Source organism: Thermomonas alba, assembly GCF_022419205.1.
GTDB lineage: Bacteria > Pseudomonadota > Gammaproteobacteria > Xanthomonadales > Xanthomonadaceae > Thermomonas > Thermomonas alba.
The window spans coordinates 74128-90778 of sequence record NZ_JAJOZU010000001.1 but is presented as its reverse complement, the minus strand read 5'-3'; the positions used below and the strand labels follow the sequence as shown (position 1 = coordinate 90778).

The following is a 16651-nucleotide window of genomic DNA, read 5'->3' as shown; positions in this document are numbered from 1 at the left end:
GCGTGGCCGGCCCTCCATGGCCGGCGGGAACCTCTGATTTGATTAGAGGTTCCCTTGAGCGGCCGGTCGTCAGAACCGGCTCACTCCGACTTCGGGTTGACGGCGACATAGCGGGTGCCGCCGCCGCGCCGCACCAGCAGCATCACCGGCTTGTCGGTTCCGGCCGCACGCAGCTGGGCATCCAGCGCGGCAGCGCTGCCGACGTCGTTGCGCCCCACCGCCAGAACCACATCACCAGGCTGCAAGCCGGCATCGCGCGCAGCCTCGCTGGTGACGCGCGCGATCAGCACCCCCTCCTTCGGCTTCAATCCGAGGCGGCGACGCTGCTCATCGCTCAGATCCTGCCCGATGATCCCAAACGCATTGCCCTCGGCCCGCGCCGCCGGCCGATCAGTCTCTACCGAAGACGCCATGCCGGATCCCGACTCATCGAGCGCGCCCAGGGTCGCTTCCAGCACGCGCAGCTTGCCGTCGCGGATCACCTCCAACTTCACCCGGGTCCCCGGCGCCATCGCGCCGATGACTGGCGGCAGGTCGCTGGAGTCATAGATGGGCTGGCCGTTCACGCTGCGGATCACGTCCTGGCGCAGCAGCCCGGCGCGCTCGGCCGGGCTGCCCGGCTCCACCATGGCCACCAGCGCGCCGCTGGGCTCGCTCAGACCGAGTGCCTTGGCGGTGTCGCGGTCCATGGCCTGCACCTGCACGCCGAGCTGGCCGCGCACCACCTTGCCGGTGGCCTTGAGCTGCTGCACTGCGTTCATCGCCACGTCGATCGGGATGGCGAAGCTCACCCCCATATAGCCGCCGGAATTGCTGAAGATCTGCGAGTTGATCCCCACCACCTGGCCACGGGTGTTGATCAGTGGGCCACCCGAGTTGCCTCGGTTGATCGCCACGTCGGTCTGGATGAACGGCACGTAGCGCTGGTCGGCGCCAGGATTGGCGCGCCCCACCGCACTGACGATGCCGGCCGTGACCGAATGATCCAGCCCGAACGGCGAGCCGATCGCGACCACCCACTGCCCGGGCTTGAGCGTGCGCGAGTCACCGATGCGCGCGACCGGCAGATTCTTGGCATCGATCTTGAGCAAGGCCACGTCCGATTGCGGATCGCTGCCCACCACCTTCGCGGTGAACTCGCGGCGATCGGACAGCTTCACCGTCACCTTGTCGGCGCCGTCGATCACGTGATGATTGGTCAACAGATAGCCATCGCTGGAAATGATGAAGCCGGTGCCCAGCGAAATCCCGCGTGGCCGCATGCCCGGCAGCCCGGGCATCCCCGGCATCGGCGTCAGCCCAGGCCCGAAGAAGCGGCGGAAGAACTCCGGAATCTGGTCATCATCGATGCCGTCCTCATCCTCCTGTGTCTGCATGCGGCGCACCTGCGCCCGCCCGCCGATCTCGGCCTGCACACTCACCACCGCCGGCCCCACCTGCTCGACCAGGCGGGTGAAGTCCGGCAGGTTGCCGACCAACTCCGGCGCCGGCGCAGACGGCGCGCTGGCTACCGGCGTTTGCGCGCTGGCGGTGTTCTGCCCGCTGCAGGCACCGACACCGGCGACCGCGAGGGCAGCGACCAGCAGCGCGGGACGCAGGCGGATCAATCGTTTTGCAGACATGGACGGACTACTCCTCGTTCGCTTGAGTCTCTCGAAATAGAAATGACGCTGAAAAGACGGCGGAGCCTGGATGCGCGGACCAATGACACTCACGGCTGCGTCGGATCCGCCTGCTCGCGGTCAGGCGCACGATCTGACCCTGCCCGCTGCGCCGGCGCCGGAGCGGCCTGCTGCAAGAACGCCGGCGACGGCATCATCGGCAGCAAGGCCGGCAACGCCTGACCCGCAGGCGCAAGTTCGCCGAAACCGACCGTGAAGCGATCGCCTTCACCGTACTGAGGGAGGATCCGGCGCGGCCAGGGACGACTGCCGATGCCTGTCGCACTGGATTCGAACTCGAGCGCAGAGGGCCTCTGCGCCAGCTCGATCACAGGCGCCGCAGAAGGCGGCCGCTGCAGGCTGCGGCCACGATCGCCGCGCTCCGCCTGCACGGCCCCTTCCGGCTTACGTGCCGATGTGCTGCTGGCAAGCGCGACGCTCACGGAGGCGTCTGCCGGCGCGCTGGCGCCCACCGCGACGGGCGCCGCCCGATGGACCTGCGGCGCGGTGGCAGGCTTGACGGACACCGCGGCCAGCGCCGGCGCGCGGCCTGGCGCCTCGCTCGGCGTCGGCCCGCGCATGACCGGTAGCAGCGCCAGCGCCGCCAGCAACGCCGCGCTGGCGTACCAGTAACGGCGCCCCACGCGCCTCTGTTCCCGCCGCTCGACCGCGGCCTGCTCGCGCAAGGCTGCCGCCACGCGCAGCGCGAAATCCGCAGGCAGATGACGCGCCGGCGCCAGCCCGCGCATCACGTCGCTGGCGATACGCCAGCGTTCCCAGCTGGCGGCCAGCTCGGCATCGTGCCGCAGGCGGCGCAGCAGGAAGCGGGTCTGATCCTCCGGCAGCATCCCATCCATCAACGCGGACAGCTGCTCCCGGCTCGACAGCTGGGTCAGGCCGATGCAATAGCGGTCGGTATCGGGCGTGGTCTCCATGGGAATATCCGCGGATGTCATGACGCTTTGGATCGCTTGAGTGCCTGGTCGTGATCCAGCAGCGGGCGCAGACGCGCATCGATCGCCTCGCGGGCGCGGAAGATGCGCGAGCGCACCGTGCCAATCGGGCACCCCATACGCTCGGCGATCTCCTCGTAGCTCAGTCCTTCGACCTCGCGCAGGGTGATCGCCTCACGCAGATCAGCCGGCAGCGCTTCGACCGCATCCAGCACCGTTTGTTCCAACTGCTGGCGCATCAACTCGCGCTCGGGGGTATCGTTGTCGCGTAGGCGCAGGCCGGATTCGAACTGTTCGGCATCCTCGATATCGATATCCTCGCCGGGCGGACGCCGGCCGTGCGCCGCCAGATGGTTCATCGCGGTATTGACCGCGATCCGGTGCAGCCAGGTGGAAAACTGAGCATCTCCGCGAAACCCGCCGATCGCCCGATAGGCGCGAATGAACGTTTCCTGGGCCACGTCCTGGACCTCGGACCAATCATGCACATAGCGCGCAATCACCGCCGCGACGCGATGCTGGTACTTGCGTACCAGCAGGTCGAAGGCGGCCGTATCGCCGCACTGCACGCGCGCCACCAGGTCCTGATCCAGCGCTTGCGACACCCGATCCTCCGTTGCGTCCACCGCAGCCTCACTCTGATCTGGCCCGGTGTTTCCGGGCGCTGTGACAGGAACTTGCCGGGAAAGTTCCGCAGCTTTCCCGCCCAAGTGTGGCGGATTAGATACGGATTCAAGTTCGCGCGGGCTACGATAACCGCTCGCCCCATGCTTGGGATGGCCTGACCATGACCGATTCCTCCGCTCACGACTTCGACGGCCTGCGTCTGCGGCACTGGCGCCCTCAGCGCCGCGATGATGGCGTGCTAGTGCTGTATTTCGACCGCGCCGACGCGGCAGTCAACGCGTTTTCCCAGGATGCGCTGATCGAACTGGGCAGCGCGCTGGAACGGATCGCCCTGGATCCGCCAAAAGCGCTGGTGATCGCCTCCGGCAAGGCCAACGGCTTCATCGCCGGCGCCGATCTCAAGGAGTTTCAGGAATACGACCGTCGCGGCACCGTCGAAGACGCCATCCGCCGCGGCCAGGATGTATTCCAGGCGCTGGCCAGCCTGCCCTGCCCCAGCGCCGCCGCGATCCACGGCTTCTGCATGGGCGGCGGCACCGAGCTTGCGCTGGCCTGCCGCTATCGCGTGGCCAGCAGCGATGCCTCCACCCGCATCGGCCTGCCGGAAGTGCAGCTGGGCATCTTCCCCGGCTGGGGCGGCAGCGCCCGCCTGCCGCGCCTGGTCGGCGCGCCGGCGGCGATGGACCTGATGCTGACCGGGCGTGCGCTCTCGGCCCAGGCCGCGCGGGCGATCGGGCTGGTGGATGCGCTCGCCGAGCCGGCGGTGCTGGTGGATGCCGCCGCTGCGCTGGCGCTGCAAGGCATCACGCGTCCATTCAAGCAGCGCGCGCTGGGCTGGCTGACCAACACCTTCCTCGCGCGCAAGCTGCTGGCGCCGCAGATGCGCAAGCAGGTCGCGCGCAAGGCGCCCAAGGCGTTCTACCCAGCGCCCTATGCGCTGATCTCGACCTGGGAGCGCAGCGGCGGCAAATCGATCCGCGCGCGCCTGGACGCCGAGCGTCGCGCGGTGGTCAAGCTGGCCGCCACCCCGACCGCGCGCAACCTGATCCGCATCTTTTTCCTCACCGAACGGCTCAAAGCGCTGGGCAAGGGCGAATCCGGCATTACGCGCGTGCACGTGGTCGGCGCCGGCGTGATGGGCGGCGACATCGCCGCGTTCGCCGCCTACAAGGGCTTCGAAGTGACGCTGCAGGACCGCGAGCAGCGCTTCATCGACGCCGCGCTGCAGCGGGCGCAGGCGCTGTTCGAGAAGAAAGTGAAGGACGCGAGCAAGCGTCCGGCGGTGGCCGCGCGATTGAAGTCCGACCTCGACGGCGCGGGCGTGCCCGAGGCCGATCTCGTGATCGAGGCCATCATCGAAAACCCCGAGGCCAAGCGCGAGCTCTACCAGGCGGTAGAGCCGCGCATGAAGGCCGACGCACTGCTGGTCACCAACACCTCGTCGATCCCGCTGGATGCGCTGCGCCCGCATCTCGCGCGTCCGGCGCAGTTCGCCGGCCTGCATTACTTCAATCCGGTGGCGCAGATGCCGCTGGTGGAGATCATCCGCCACGCTGGCATGGCCGCGGAGACCGAGCGCCGCCTGGCCGCCTTCTGCAAGGCGCTGGGCAAGTTCCCGGTGCCGGTGGCCGGCACGCCGGGCTTCCTGGTCAACCGGGTGCTGTTCCCGTACATGCTGGAAGCCGCCACCGCCTATGCCGAAGGCATCCCCGGCCCGGCGATCGACAAGGCGGCGACGCGCTTCGGCATGCCGATGGGGCCGATCGAACTGCTCGACACCGTAGGCCTGGACGTGGCCGCGAGCGTCGGCAAGGAACTGGCGCCCTTCCTCGGCCTGGAGGTACCGGCGGCGCTGGCGACGGTCGCTGCCGGCAAGCGCGGCAAGAAAGACGGCCAGGGCCTCTACAAATGGGAGAACGGCAAGGCGGTCAAGCCGGCGCTGCCGGACGGCTTCGTGGCGCCGGGCGACCTGGAGGACCGCCTGATCCTGCCGCTGCTCAACGAAGCCGTGGCCTGCCTGCACGATGGCGTGGTGAGCGATGCCGACCTGCTGGATGCCGGGGTGATCTTCGGCACTGGCTTTGCGCCGTTCCGCGGCGGCCCGATCCAGCACATTCGCACGGTCGGCGCCGATGCGCTGCTGGCGCGCCTGGAGGCGCTGCGCGCTCGCTACGGGGAGCGCTTCGCTCCACGCCCGGGTTGGGACGATCCCGTGCTGCGCACGCCGGTGGCCTGAGCCCGGGCTCTGCGCTTGCCGTCACATCGTCTGGGTCGGCTGGTCCGCGTTGAGGGTGCCGGCCAGGATGGTTTCGATCTTGCTGCGCACCGCCTCGCCTTCGGCGGAGTCGGCGAACTGCACGCCAATCCCGGCCGCACGGTTGCCCTGCGCGCCGGTCGGCGTCACCCACACCACCTTGCCAGCCACCGGCAGGCGCTCGGAGGAATCCGGCAGGGTGAGCAGCAGGAAAACCTCATCACCGAGAAAATAGCGGCGACTGGTCGGCACGAAGATGCCGCCGTGACGGATGAAGGGCATGTAGGCGTTGTACAGGCCAGCCTTGTCCTTGATCACCAGCGACAGGATGCCCTGCCGCGCACCGCCCGATGGATTGCTCATCCTGACTCCCCGTGGATTACCCGTGTGCGTGAACCGGTCCGCGCGGACCGGTTCCATTCTCAACCGTCCTCCGCCCGTCCACAACCGGGCCGGCCCATGGCATGCGCTCCATCACCTTGCGCTGCCAGTCGCGGCCGGCAGCCACGGCAGCAGCGCCTCCAGCACGGCGAGGTCGGCGCGCACGGTGCTTTGCAGCAGGCTGCGCGCGCGATTGGCGGCATCGAAGCAGGCCGCCAGGGCGCGCACCGTCGGTGCATCCAGCCGCGCACCCGCCCGCTGCAGCGCCTGCTCGGCCAGATGCCGCAGGCGCTCGTCTGCGCGCCCGTCGGCCACCCATTTCTGCGCGATCGCCGCAGGTGCCGCGCTTCGCCGCTGCAATGCGTCGAGATCGGAGAGCACCTCGCGCCGCAACTTCAGCCCATCTCCGCTGGCCCAGGCATCGGCCAGGCCGGGATGCCCGCGCGCCGCCTCCAGCGCCTCTTCCGCCAGTTCCGCAGGATGCCCGCGCCCGCGTAGCCAGGCCAGCGCCTCGGCGCGAGGCGGCAGGCGCAGCTCCAGCCGCTGGCAGCGGCTGCGAATGGTGGCCGGCAGGCGCGCCGGGCTGGAGGCCAGCAGCCAGAGATAGCGCCCAGGCTGCGGCTCTTCCAGCGTCTTCAGGATTGCGTTCCAGGCGCTCCAGTTGACCGCATCGGCGGGATCGACGATCACCACCTGCGCCCCACCCAGCTGCGCGGTCAACCCCATCGACGCGGTCAGCGCGCGGATCTGGTCGATCACGATCTCCGTGCGCGGCTTGCCGGTCTTCTGGTTGATCTCGTAGCCGAGGAACAGCAGGTCCGGATGCGTGCTATGGCCCCAGGGATGCGCCGGGGTGCCGTCCGGCCGCACCTCCGCCACCTCCATCTGCGCGCGCGCGGCGAATAGGCTGCAGGCCTTGCACGCGCCGCAGGCCTCGCCGTCCGCGCGCGGCGCCAGACACAGCACGCGCCGGGCCAGGTGCTCGGCCAGCAGGCGCTTGCCGATCAGAGCCGGGCCGGTGATCAGGGTGGCGTGCCCGAAATGGCCGGACGTCAGCGCTTCGACGGCCTGGTCGTAGGCGCGCTGCTGCCACGGCGCCAGCGCTGGCAGCTCGCTCATGACTCCAGCCCCCGCCGGTACGCTTCCAGCGCTCCCCGCGCACGCGCCGCGACCGTGTCCGGGTCGGCGCTGGCGTCGATCACCCGGATCCGCTGCGGCTGCTGCGCGGCGCGCTGCAGGAACCCGGCGCGCACCCGCTCGAAGAACTCGTCGCGCTCGCGTTCGATCCGGTCGGGAGAGACCCCGCCGAGCAGGTCGCGCCCGCGGGTCCGCTCGCGCGCATTCGCCACCGGCAGATCCAGCAGCAGGGTCAGGCCGGGCTGCAGGCCGACCGCGCGTCGCTCCAGCTCGGCGATGAACTCGACCTCGATGCCACGCGCAGCGCCCTGATAGGCATAGCTGGAATCGGTGAAGCGGTCGCTGACCACCCAGGCACCGCGCGCCAGCGCCGGCAGCACCACCTCCTGCACGTGCTGCGCACGCGCGGCGAACATCAGCAGCAGCTCGGTATGCGCGTGCACCGGCTCGTCACCGGCGGTGAGCAGCAGGTCGCGGATGCGCTCGGCCAGCGGGGTGCCGCCCGGCTCGCGGGTGCTGACCACCTCGCAGCCAGCGGCCAGCAGCGCCTCGCGCAGGGCGCGCAACACCGTGCTCTTGCCGGCGCCTTCGCCACCTTCGATGGTCACCAGACGCGGCGCGATCCGCAGCTCCGCACTCATCGCCGCACGCCCTCCTGCGCCGTGGCCCGCCGCTGCGCGCGCAGGCGCTGCAGATAGGCGGCCACCGCGGCGTTGTGTTCCTCCAGGCTACGGCTGAACACGTGCCGCCCGCTGCCATCGCCAAGCGCGACGAAATACAGCGCATCGTCCGCTGCCGGATGGGTGGCCGCGTGCAGCGCCGCCTTGCCGGGCATGGCGATCGGAGTCGGCGGCAGGCCGTCGCGGGTATAGGTGTTGTAGGGAGTGTCGGTCATCAGATCGAGGCGGCGCAGGTTACCGTCATAACGCGCGCCCAAGCCATAGATCACGGTGGGGTCGGTCTGCAGGCGCATCCCCGCCTGCAGGCGGCGCACGAACACGCCGGCGATGCGCGGGCGCTCGTCGGCCGCGCCGGTCTCCTTCTCCACGATCGACGCCAGGATCAGCGCCTGCTCCGGCGTCTGCAGCGGAAGATCGGGCGCACGCGTGCGCCAGGCCGCCTCCAGCGCCTGGTCCATCGCCGCATGGGCGCGCCGCAGCAGGTCGAGATCGGAATCGCCGCGCACCCAGGCATAGGTCTCCGGCAGAAAGCGCCCTTCCGGATGCTGGCCCGGATAGCCGAGCTTTGCCATCAGCGCGGCATCGTCCATCCCGCTGGTGACGTGCCGCAGCAGCGGCACCTTGGCCAGCGCCGCGCGCAGGTCGCGGAAGGTCCAGCCCTCCACGATGGTGAAGCGCCGCCGCAGCACCTTGCCATCGCGCATCGCCGCCAGCAGCGCGCGCGGGGTGATGCCGGCTGGCAGCGCGTATTCGCCGGCCTGGATATGCCCGGCGGCGCCGGTCTGGCGCGCCAGCAGCCGCCAGTACAACGCAGGCCCGATCGCGATCCCCTGCGCGCGCAGGTTGCGCAGGATCGCCGGCAGCGCATCGCCGCGCGCGACCACCACGCTGGCCTGCGCGCCAACCCCGGCCAGCGGGGCATCGGCGAAGCGCTGGTAGCGCTGCCACTGCCAGCCCAGCAGCGCCAGCGCCAGCACCACGAGCAGCAGCAGGCCGCGGCGGATGCTCATGGCCGGGCCTCGCCGGGCTCGCTGGAACAGGAAAACATCGGATACGCCATCGCCAGTCGTGCCTGCAGTTCAGTGGTGGCCGGATGCGCGCGCCAGCGCTGCGCGCCCAGCGTCGCGACCGGCAGGATACCGCGCACGGCGTTGCACAGGGCCAGCGCCTCGGCGGAGGCCACCTCCTGCATCGACAGCACCGCCTCCTGCAGCAGTCCCTGCTCCAGCAGCCAGCCGCGCAGCACGCCAGCCACGCCGCAGCGCGCCAGCACCGGCGTGCGCCAGCGGCGGCCGTCGAACGCCAGCAGGTTGGCCGCGGTGGCGCATACCGGACGCCCATCGGTATCGCACATCAATCCTTCCTCGCAGCCGGCGCGCTCCACCTCGGCGCGCGCCAGCACCTGCTCCAGCCGGTTGCAGTGCTTGATCCCGGCCAGCGCCGGCTGGATCGCCAGGCGGGTCTCGCAGGAATGCAAGCGCAGCGCCGCGGGTGTCGCCGGCAGCGGATGCAGCGCCAGCGTCCAGACCGGCACGGCCTCGGCCGGCGGCGCATAGCCGCGCCCGCCCTCGCCGCGGGTCAGCAGCAGCTTGAGCACGCCGGACTCGACGCCCGCGATCAGTTCGGCGATCCGGGCCTCGATGAACGCCGGCGACGGCACCGCGATGCCGAGCCGGGTCGCGCCATCCCGCAAGCGCGCCAGGTGCCGCGGCCATAGCGGCACGGCGCCATGGTGGATCCGCATGGTCTCGAACACACCGTCGCCGTAGTTCAGGCCGCGGTTGGCGAATGGGACCGTGTCCACGCGCGCAAGGCCCCGGAACAACGCGGACGCCCCGGCATTCAACGCAGTCGCTCCCCGATACTCGCTTTGTGCGTCGAATGCCGGGGCATCCGCTTCCGGCTTTCCACGCGCGCCATGGCGCTTCGAATCGCGGCTCCGTGCATCACTCCACCCCCAGCGCGCGCAGCATGCCACGCGCCTTCGCCCGAGTTTCGTCCAGCTCGCGCTGCGGGTCGGAGTCGATCACGATGCCGGCGCCGGTGCGGAAGCGCAGCACCTCGCCCTCGACCTCCGCGCTGCGGATCAGGATGTTGAGATCGAGGTTGCCATCATGGCCCAGCCAGCCCAGCGCACCGGTATAGGCGCCGCGGCCGGCGACCTCCAGCTCGGCAATGATCTGCATGCAGCGCACCTTCGGGCAGCCGGTGATCGTGCCACCGGGGAACACCGCGGCGATCGCCTGCCCCGGGGTCACGCCGGCGCGCAGCGCGCCGCGCACATTGCTGACGATGTGGTGCACGTGGGCGTAGCTTTCCACCGTCATCAGCTCGTCCACCCGCACGCTGCCGGGCGCGCACACGCGGCCAAGGTCGTTGCGCTCGAGATCCAGCAGCATCACGTGTTCGGCGCGTTCCTTCGGGTGCCCGACCAGCTCGCGGATGCGCGCCGCGTCGTCGTCGCCCGGAAAACGCGCGCGGGTGCCGGCGATCGGGCGGGTCTGCGCGATCCCGGCGTGCAGCGAGAGCAACCGCTCCGGCGAGGCGCTGACCACGCTGCCCCACGGGCTGCGGAAGATGCCGGCGAACGGCGCCGGGTTGTGCGCGCGCAGGCGCTGGAACAGCGCGGCCGGATCCAGCGCGCGGTCGAACGCCACCCGCCAGCCGCGCGACAGGTTGACCTGGAACACGTCGCCAGCGGCCAGATAGTCCAGCACCCGCGCCACGCCATCGAGGTAGCGCTGCGGCGGGTCTTCCTCAATGGCGATGGGCGGCGTCCACGCCGGCAGCGGAGGCAGCGCGCGCGCCCGTTCGGCGTCATCGGCGATGCGCTGCAGCCAGGCTTGCTCGCCGGCTTCCGCCACGGCCACGCAGTCGCCCGTGGCGCGGTCGCGCAGCAGCGCCGCTGGGCAGCGCAGCGCGACCGCAACCGGCAGGCCGCCCACAGCCGCCGGCAGCCGCAGGACAGGCTCCACCTGCGCGGCCAGCTCGTAGCCCAGCAGCAACGCCCAGCCGCCGCGGAACGGCCGCGCGGGGCCTGTCGAATCGCCGCCAGTCGCAGCGCGCGCATCCTGCCAGCGCGCATCCAGCACGTCGAGGAAGGTGCCGGCGAGCGGCACGCCAGCGAGCGTGCGCACGCATCCGTCGCAGTGCAGGGCGAAGCCTTCGCCGGCATGCGCCAGCAGCAGGTCATGCCGTCCCAGCGGGCCGCCGCTGCTGGATTCCAGCAGCACCGGATAGCGCTCAGGATCGAGCCGGTGCAGTGCGAGCAGATCGGTATCGGCGGGCAGGGCGCGCGTCGTCATCGTGGGAAGGCACCCACCCAAACCCTCCCCGTCAATGAGGGAGGGAATGGTGATCAGATCCGCTTGAACACCAGCGTGCTGTTGGTGCCGCCAAAGCCAAAGCCATTCGACACCACCACATTCACCCGCGCCTGACGCGCCGTATTCGGCACGTAATCCAGATCACACCCCTCGCCCGGCTGCTCCAGATTGATGGTCGGGGGAATGATGCCGGTCTCCAGCGCCTTCACCGTGTAGATCGCTTCCACGCCGCCGGCCGCGCCCAGCAGGTGCCCGGTCATCGACTTGGTCGAGCTGACCATCGTCTTGTACGCGTGATCACCCAGCGCGCGCTTGATCGCCAGCGTCTCGGCCACGTCGCCCAGCGGCGTGCTGGTGCCGTGCGCGTTGATATAGCCCACGTCCTCCACATTCACCCCGGCATCGCGCAGCGCCATCGTCATGCAGCGTGCCGGGCCCTCGCCATTTTCGCTGGGCGCGGTCATGTGGAAGGCATCGGAGGTCGCGCCGAAGCCGGCCAGCTCGCAGTAGATGCGCGCGCCGCGGGCCTTGGCGTGCTCGTACTCCTCCAGCACCAGGATGCCGGCGCCATCGCCCAGCACGAAGCCGTCGCGCTCGGCGTCCCACGGGCGCGAAGCGCGCGTCGGATCGTCGTTGCGGGTGCTCATCGCCTTCATCGCGCAAAAGCCGCCCATCGAGGTGGGCGAACTGCCGCGCTCGGCGCCGCCGGCGAACATCACGTCGGCATCGCCGTACTGGATCATGCGCATCGCCACGCCGATGCTGTGATTGGAGGTGGCGCAGGCGGAGACCGCCGAGAAGGTCGGCCCCTTGATCCCGGTCATCAGCGACAGCTGGCCCGGGAGCATATTGATGATGGTGCTGGGGATATAGAACGGGCTGATCTTGCGTACCCCGCCCTCATGCAGCTTGATCGCGGTTTCCTCGATCCCCCAGATACCGCCGATACCGGCGCCGATCAGCGCGCCGATGCGCTCGGCATTGGCCTCGGTGATCTCCAGCCCGGCATCGTCCTTGGCCATCAGCGCGGCGGCGATGCCGTAGTGGATGAAATGATCCATCTTCTTCGCGTCCTTCGGATTCACCCAGCGGGTGACGTCGAAGTCGCGAATCTCACCGGCGATCCTGGTCGCGAAAGTCGAGGCATCGAAGCCCGTCACCGGACCGATTCCGGAGCGCCCGTGGACGATTGCCTCCCAGTTGCTGGGAAGATCGTTGCCCAGCGGTGAGACGATCCCCATGCCGGTGACCACCACGCGACGCTTGCCCATCATCCTGGCTCTCCCTTCTGCTTTTCTCGGATCGGTTAATGCAAACACGGAGGGCCGCATGCGCGGCCCCCGGAGGCTGCGGCGACGGGCGAGCCCCGCACCGCGCAGGAAACGCCTGGAGCAGCCCGCTCGCGCCGCGCGAACGTGCTGCGCCAAGCGCCCGACGTCAGCCCTTGACGTGGGCCTTGATGTAATCGATCGCCTGCTGCACCGAGGTGATCTTCTCGGCGTCCTCGTCCGGGATCTCGCACTCGAACTCTTCTTCGAGCGCCATCACCAGCTCCACGGTATCGAGCGAGTCCGCGCCCAGGTCGTCCACGAACGACGCGTTGTTGGTGACGTCCTCTTCCTTGACGCCCAGTTGTTCGACCACGATCTTCTTGACGCGCTCTTCGATGCTGCTCATGTTGCAATGCTCCTCATGGGGCTGTTATGGCCGCAAAGGCCTAGTTTAAGGGAAAAACCGGGCGCTGCATGGTCATGCCTGAACGCCCGCGGGGGATGCGGAAAAACCGTCCGAACGGCGCTCACGGCATATACATGCCGCCGTTGACGTGCAACGTCTCGCCGGTGATGTAGCTGGCCCCAGGCCCCACCAGGAACGCGACCGCCTGGGCGACGTCTTCCGGCGTGCCCAGCCGCCCTAGCGCGATCTGCGCCAGCATCGCCTCCTTGGCGGCTTCTGGCAAAGCGGCGGTCATGTCGGTGGCGATGAAGCCGGGCGCGACCACGTTCACGGTGATCCCGCGGGAACCGATTTCCTTGGCCAGCGACTTGCTGAACGCGATGATGCCAGCCTTGGCCGCGGCGTAGTTGGCCTGTCCGGCATTGCCGGTGACGCCGATCACCGAGGCAATGTTGACGATGCGGCCCTTACGCGCCTTCATCATCCCGCGCAGCACCGCCTTGCTGGCGCGATACACACTGGTGAGATTGGTGTCGAGGATGGCCTGCCAGTCCTCGTCCTTCATCCGCATCAGCAGATTGTCGCGGGTAATGCCGGCGTTGTTGACCAGAATCGAGATGGCGCCGAACTCCGACGACAGCGCGTCCACCAGTGCTTCGATCGCGCCGGGCTCGGTGACGTCGAGACGACGCCCATGGCCGCCGGCCGCCGCCAGCCGCTCGCCGATCGCCTGCGCGCCGGCATCCGAGGTGGCGGTGCCGATCACGGTCGCGCCTTGCGCCGCCAGCAGGCTGGCGATCGCCGCGCCAATCCCGCGCGACGCGCCGGTGACCAGGGCGATTTCACCTTGCAATGGCTGCATGCTCATGCTTTCCAGTCCTCGATGGCGGCGGACAACTCCGCCGGGGTGCCCAACGCACGCGCGTCGAGTGCTTTGTCGATGCGCTTCACCAGCCCGGTCAGCACCTTGCCCGGCCCGCACTCACCGACGCGCGTGACGCCTCGCGCGGCCAGTGCCTGCACGCAGGCGGTCCACTGCACCGGCAGATACAGCTGACGCACCAGCGCGTCGCGGATGCCGTCCAAAGTGTCATGCACGCGCGCGTCCACATTCTGCACGACGGGCAGCGCCGGCAGCGTCCACGTCAGACCGGCCATGGCCTCGGCCAGCCGGTTCGCGGCATCGCGCATCAACGGCGTGTGCGAGGGCACGCTCACGGCCAGCTTGACCGCCTTGCGCACGCCCTTCTCCTGCAGCAGCGCCAGCGCACGATCCACTGCCGCGGCATCGCCACCGATCACGATCTGGCCGGGCGAGTTGTAGTTGGCCGGCACCACCACCTGCGCGCCGGAAGCCTCCGTGCACACGGCCTCGACCAGCGCGTCCTCGGCGCCGAGCACGGCCGCCATCGCGCCGGTGCCGGCAGGCGCGGCATCCTGCATCAGCTGACCGCGGATGCGCACCAGGTGCGCGCCGTCGCGCAGCGACAGGGCGCCGGCGGCGACCAGCGCGGTGTATTCGCCCAGGCTATGCCCGGCCAGCACGACCGGCTGCGCGCCGCCGTGCGCCTGCCACAGGCGCCACACCGCGATGCCTGCCGCCAGCAGCGCCGGCTGGGTGTACTCGGTGCGACCCAGCATTTCCTCCGGGCCGCCCTGGGAGAGCGCCCATAGATCGACGCCTGCGCCGTCGGAGGCCTCCGCGAACGTCTCCTTCACCGATGGATACAGCTCGGACAGCTCCGCGAGCATGCCGACCGACTGTGAGCCTTGACCGGGGAATACCAGAGCAAGCGGCGATGTGGACATGGTTGACTCGTTCATGCGGTGGAATCGGGCCGAGGGCGCGGCGCCACCGGCAGAAAGCCGGGCATGATACGGGCAATCGCTCCGTGCCGTCTGTACCGGGGCGTATGCGGAGCCTTCCGGCGCTCAATAGCGCAGCAGTGCAGAGCCCCAGGTAAAGCCGCCGCCGAACGCCTCCAGCAGCAGCAATTGACCGCGTCGAATCCGCCCCGAGCGCACCCCTTCATCGAGCGCCAGCGGCACCGAGCCGGAGGACGTATTGCCGTGCCGATCGACGGTGACGATCACCCGATCCATTGGCATCTCCAGGCGCTTGGCAGTGGCCTCGATGATGCGCAGGTTGGCCTGGTGTGGCACCAGCCAATCGATCGCCGTGCGCCCAAGCCCGTTGCTGTCCAGCGCTTCCTCGACCACCGCATCCAGCGCCTTCACCGCGTGCTTGAACACCTCGTTGCCGGTCATCATCACGCGCACGCCGGCATTGTGCTCGCCCGGCTTGAACCCGGCGGACACGCCCACCGGATTCCACAGCAGCTCCTTCTTGCTGCCGTCGGCATGCATGTGGGTGCTGAGGATTCCGGTCTCGGCATCAGCCTTGAGCACCACCGCGCCGGCGCCATCGCCAAACAGCACACAGGTGCTGCGGTCGCTCCAGTCCAGCATGCGGGTGAGGGTCTCGGCTCCGATCACCAGCGCAGTTTTCACTGCGCCCGAACGAATGAACTTGTCGGCGATGGTCAGCGCATAGATGAAGCCGGAGCAGGCCGCGTTGACGTCGAAAGCCGGACACCCCGCCACCCCGAGCTTGTGCTGGATCAGGCAGGCGGTAGACGGGAAAATCAAGTCCGGTGTGGTGGTGCCGACCACGATCAGATCGATCTCTTCGGCAGCGACGCCAGCCGCCTCGAGCGCACGGCGCGCCGCCTGGTAGCCGAGATCGCTGGTGGTCTCGCCTTCCGCCGCGACGTGGCGCTCGCGGATACCGGTGCGCGCGGTGATCCACTCGTCGCTGGTCTCCACCATCTTCGCCAGGTCGTCATTGGTCAGCACTCTCTCCGGCAGGTAGCTGCCGGTGCCGGCGATGCGTGCGTAGATGCGGTGATCGGTCGGGTTCATGCGATGCGGTTCTCCCTGGCAGTCGGACAAGAGTAGCCGATCACTGGATGCGGGCGGTGCGCGCAAAGCGTGATGGCAAAAAAGCGAACGGCCGCACCACAAGGTGCGGCCGGTCGGCGTCCACGGACGGCGGCCTGACGGCCGGCGATCACTCTTCGTCGACGATCTTGGTCTTCGGAGCCACGACCTGCTTGCCGCGATAGAACCCATCCGCGGTGACGTGATGCCGCAGGTGGGTCTCACCGCTGGTCGGATCGGTGGCCAGCTGCTTGGCAGACAGGGCGTCGTGCGCGCGGCGCATGCCGCGGCGGGACGGAGAAACGCGAGACTTCTGAACGGCCATGGGACAACTCCAGGAAACGATACGTGATGCTGGGTGCGACGATCGGAGATTATCGCACTATTTCTTCTTCCACCCCGACAGCGCCGCGAACGGACTGGCCTGGGCCACCTCCTCGGCAGTGGGCGCGAACTCGCACTCCACCGCCTCGGCATCGGGCGATACCGGCACCACCGGCAACGCCAGGATCAGCTCGTCCTCGACCAGGTCGATCGGCCGCAGCAGGCCATCCGGCGCCACCAAGAGCGCCTCGTAATCCTCCGGCAAGGCCGCCTCGTCGGCCTCGTCGCGGATCAGGCCCAGCCGCTGCTGCAGACGCACCGGCAGCAGGAAGCGCCGCAGGCTACGCTGACATTCCAGCGGCAGCTCGGCTTCGATCTGCAGCTCGACGAACGGCAACCGCATCGGACCGGTGCCGAACGCCAGCACGAAGCGGACTTCGCCGACGTCGTCGAACAGGCTGCCGCGCAAGCGCGACATCGCCGCCAGCGGCACCCGGCCTTCGAACTCCCGGCGGGATGCCACCATGCGCCAGGCATCCACGACTTCGGGAATGCGGCTGGCCAATGTCTCGGACATAAGGCTAGGAATCTTATGGATTCTCCATTTTCGTGTCAAATCGACGCGCCGAGACCGCAAGGCAACATGCCTCGCGAGCTCACCGCCGACGCGCATGCAACGGCCAGGCAGAAC

17 protein-coding genes are annotated in these 16651 nt (G+C 69.3%); 1 reads left to right on the top strand and 16 read right to left on the bottom strand.

The features are described 5' to 3' along the window. Nucleotides 1-80 precede the first annotated feature (80 nt). From ML342_RS00430 to rpoE, 3 genes are all read right to left on the bottom strand, one after another. Nucleotides 81-1622, bottom strand: coding sequence for a DegQ family serine endoprotease (locus ML342_RS00430; protein ID WP_240124958.1), 1542 nt, complete (start codon nt 1620-1622; stop codon nt 81-83). An 89-nt stretch (nt 1623-1711) separates the two neighbouring features. Continuing rightward, nucleotides 1712-2596 carry a sigma-E factor negative regulatory protein gene (locus ML342_RS00425; RefSeq protein ID WP_240124957.1) on the bottom strand — a complete coding sequence of 295 codons (885 nt, stop codon included), beginning with the start codon at nt 2594-2596 and terminating at the stop codon, nt 1712-1714. 17 nt (nt 2597-2613) lie between these two features. Beyond that, nucleotides 2614-3219: an RNA polymerase sigma factor RpoE gene (gene rpoE, locus ML342_RS00420; protein ID WP_240124956.1), complete on the bottom strand. Its 606-nt coding sequence runs from the start codon at nt 3217-3219 to the stop codon at nt 2614-2616. Between the two features lie 182 nt (nt 3220-3401). On the opposite strand from rpoE, the gene ML342_RS00415 reads away from it, so the two are divergent. Then, nucleotides 3402-5477 carry a 3-hydroxyacyl-CoA dehydrogenase NAD-binding domain-containing protein gene (locus ML342_RS00415; protein WP_240124955.1) on the top strand — a complete coding sequence of 692 codons (2076 nt, stop codon included), beginning with the start codon at nt 3402-3404 and terminating at the stop codon, nt 5475-5477. Between the two features lie 21 nt (nt 5478-5498). Here the strand turns inward: ML342_RS00415 and ML342_RS00410 are convergent, their stop codons facing one another. From ML342_RS00410 to ML342_RS00350, 13 genes are all read right to left on the bottom strand, one after another. Then, on the bottom strand, nt 5499-5858 hold the full coding sequence (locus ML342_RS00410; RefSeq protein ID WP_240124954.1) for a PilZ domain-containing protein: 360 nt from the start codon (nt 5856-5858) through the stop codon (nt 5499-5501). A 111-nt stretch (nt 5859-5969) separates the two neighbouring features. Further along, nucleotides 5970-6995 carry a DNA polymerase III delta subunit-related protein gene (locus tag ML342_RS00405; protein WP_240124953.1) on the bottom strand — a complete coding sequence of 342 codons (1026 nt, stop codon included), beginning with the start codon at nt 6993-6995 and terminating at the stop codon, nt 5970-5972. Continuing rightward, the gene (gene tmk / locus ML342_RS00400; protein WP_240124952.1) at nt 6992-7654 is read right to left on the bottom strand and encodes a dTMP kinase; all 663 of its coding nucleotides are present in this window, start codon (nt 7652-7654) and stop codon (nt 6992-6994) included. Before tmk ends, ML342_RS00405 begins: the two co-directional genes overlap by 4 nt. Then, nucleotides 7651-8703, bottom strand: a complete 1053-nt coding sequence (mltG, locus tag ML342_RS00395; RefSeq protein ID WP_240124951.1) for an endolytic transglycosylase MltG — start codon at nt 8701-8703, stop codon at nt 7651-7653. The genes tmk and mltG overlap by 4 nt, the downstream gene beginning before the upstream one ends. Continuing rightward, the gene (gene pabC, locus ML342_RS00390) at nt 8700-9497 is read right to left on the bottom strand and encodes an aminodeoxychorismate lyase (protein WP_240124950.1); all 798 of its coding nucleotides are present in this window, start codon (nt 9495-9497) and stop codon (nt 8700-8702) included. Before pabC ends, mltG begins: the two co-directional genes overlap by 4 nt. Before the next feature lie 142 nt (nt 9498-9639). After that, nucleotides 9640-10998, bottom strand: coding sequence for an aminodeoxychorismate synthase component I (locus ML342_RS00385; protein WP_240124949.1), 1359 nt, complete (start codon nt 10996-10998; stop codon nt 9640-9642). 53 nt (nt 10999-11051) lie between these two features. Next, nucleotides 11052-12290: a beta-ketoacyl-ACP synthase II gene (fabF, locus tag ML342_RS00380; RefSeq protein WP_240124948.1), complete on the bottom strand. Its 1239-nt coding sequence runs from the start codon at nt 12288-12290 to the stop codon at nt 11052-11054. Between the two features lie 166 nt (nt 12291-12456). After that, nucleotides 12457-12696: an acyl carrier protein gene (acpP, locus tag ML342_RS00375; RefSeq protein ID WP_240124947.1), complete on the bottom strand. Its 240-nt coding sequence runs from the start codon at nt 12694-12696 to the stop codon at nt 12457-12459. 121 nt (nt 12697-12817) lie between these two features. Continuing rightward, complete coding sequence (gene fabG, locus ML342_RS00370; protein WP_240124946.1) at nt 12818-13564, bottom strand: 3-oxoacyl-ACP reductase FabG; 747 nt, start codon at nt 13562-13564, stop codon at nt 12818-12820. Beyond that, on the bottom strand, nt 13561-14505 hold the full coding sequence (fabD, locus tag ML342_RS00365; RefSeq protein WP_240124945.1) for an ACP S-malonyltransferase: 945 nt from the start codon (nt 14503-14505) through the stop codon (nt 13561-13563). Before fabD ends, fabG begins: the two co-directional genes overlap by 4 nt. Before the next feature lie 123 nt (nt 14506-14628). Next, a complete protein-coding gene (locus ML342_RS00360) occupies nt 14629-15618 on the bottom strand; it encodes a beta-ketoacyl-ACP synthase III (RefSeq protein WP_240124944.1) in 990 nt (329 codons plus the stop codon). A gap of 148 nt (nt 15619-15766) precedes the next feature. Further along, complete coding sequence (rpmF, locus tag ML342_RS00355; protein WP_240124943.1) at nt 15767-15961, bottom strand: 50S ribosomal protein L32; 195 nt, start codon at nt 15959-15961, stop codon at nt 15767-15769. 57 nt (nt 15962-16018) lie between these two features. Continuing rightward, a complete protein-coding gene (locus ML342_RS00350; protein WP_240125333.1) occupies nt 16019-16525 on the bottom strand; it encodes a YceD family protein in 507 nt (168 codons plus the stop codon). Nucleotides 16526-16651 lie beyond the last annotated feature (126 nt).

Bases quoted from the DNA above. Each gene is read 5' to 3' on its own strand.
- acpP (WP_240124947.1), bottom strand. From the start codon at position 12,696: ATGAGCAGCATCGAAGAGCGCGTCAAGAAGATCGTGGTCGAACAACTG.
- ML342_RS00360 (WP_240124944.1), bottom strand. From the start codon at position 15,618: ATGAACCCGACCGATCACCGCATCTACGCACGCATCGCCGGCACCGGC.
- fabF (WP_240124948.1), bottom strand. From the start codon at position 12,290: ATGGGCAAGCGTCGCGTGGTGGTCACCGGCATGGGGATCGTCTCACCG.
- ML342_RS00415 (WP_240124955.1), top strand. From the start codon at position 3,402: ATGACCGATTCCTCCGCTCACGACTTCGACGGCCTGCGTCTGCGGCAC.
- ML342_RS00385 (WP_240124949.1), bottom strand. From the start codon at position 10,998: ATGACGACGCGCGCCCTGCCCGCCGATACCGATCTGCTCGCACTGCAC.
- fabD (WP_240124945.1), bottom strand. From the start codon at position 14,505: ATGTCCACATCGCCGCTTGCTCTGGTATTCCCCGGTCAAGGCTCACAG.
- ML342_RS00430 (WP_240124958.1), bottom strand. From the start codon at position 1,622: ATGTCTGCAAAACGATTGATCCGCCTGCGTCCCGCGCTGCTGGTCGCT.
- fabG (WP_240124946.1), bottom strand. From the start codon at position 13,564: ATGAGCATGCAGCCATTGCAAGGTGAAATCGCCCTGGTCACCGGCGCG.
- ML342_RS00410 (WP_240124954.1), bottom strand. From the start codon at position 5,858: ATGAGCAATCCATCGGGCGGTGCGCGGCAGGGCATCCTGTCGCTGGTG.
- tmk (WP_240124952.1), bottom strand. From the start codon at position 7,654: ATGAGTGCGGAGCTGCGGATCGCGCCGCGTCTGGTGACCATCGAAGGT.
- ML342_RS00425 (WP_240124957.1), bottom strand. From the start codon at position 2,596: ATGGAGACCACGCCCGATACCGACCGCTATTGCATCGGCCTGACCCAG.
- ML342_RS00405 (WP_240124953.1), bottom strand. From the start codon at position 6,995: ATGAGCGAGCTGCCAGCGCTGGCGCCGTGGCAGCAGCGCGCCTACGAC.
- mltG (WP_240124951.1), bottom strand. From the start codon at position 8,703: ATGAGCATCCGCCGCGGCCTGCTGCTGCTCGTGGTGCTGGCGCTGGCG.
- rpmF (WP_240124943.1), bottom strand. From the start codon at position 15,961: ATGGCCGTTCAGAAGTCTCGCGTTTCTCCGTCCCGCCGCGGCATGCGC.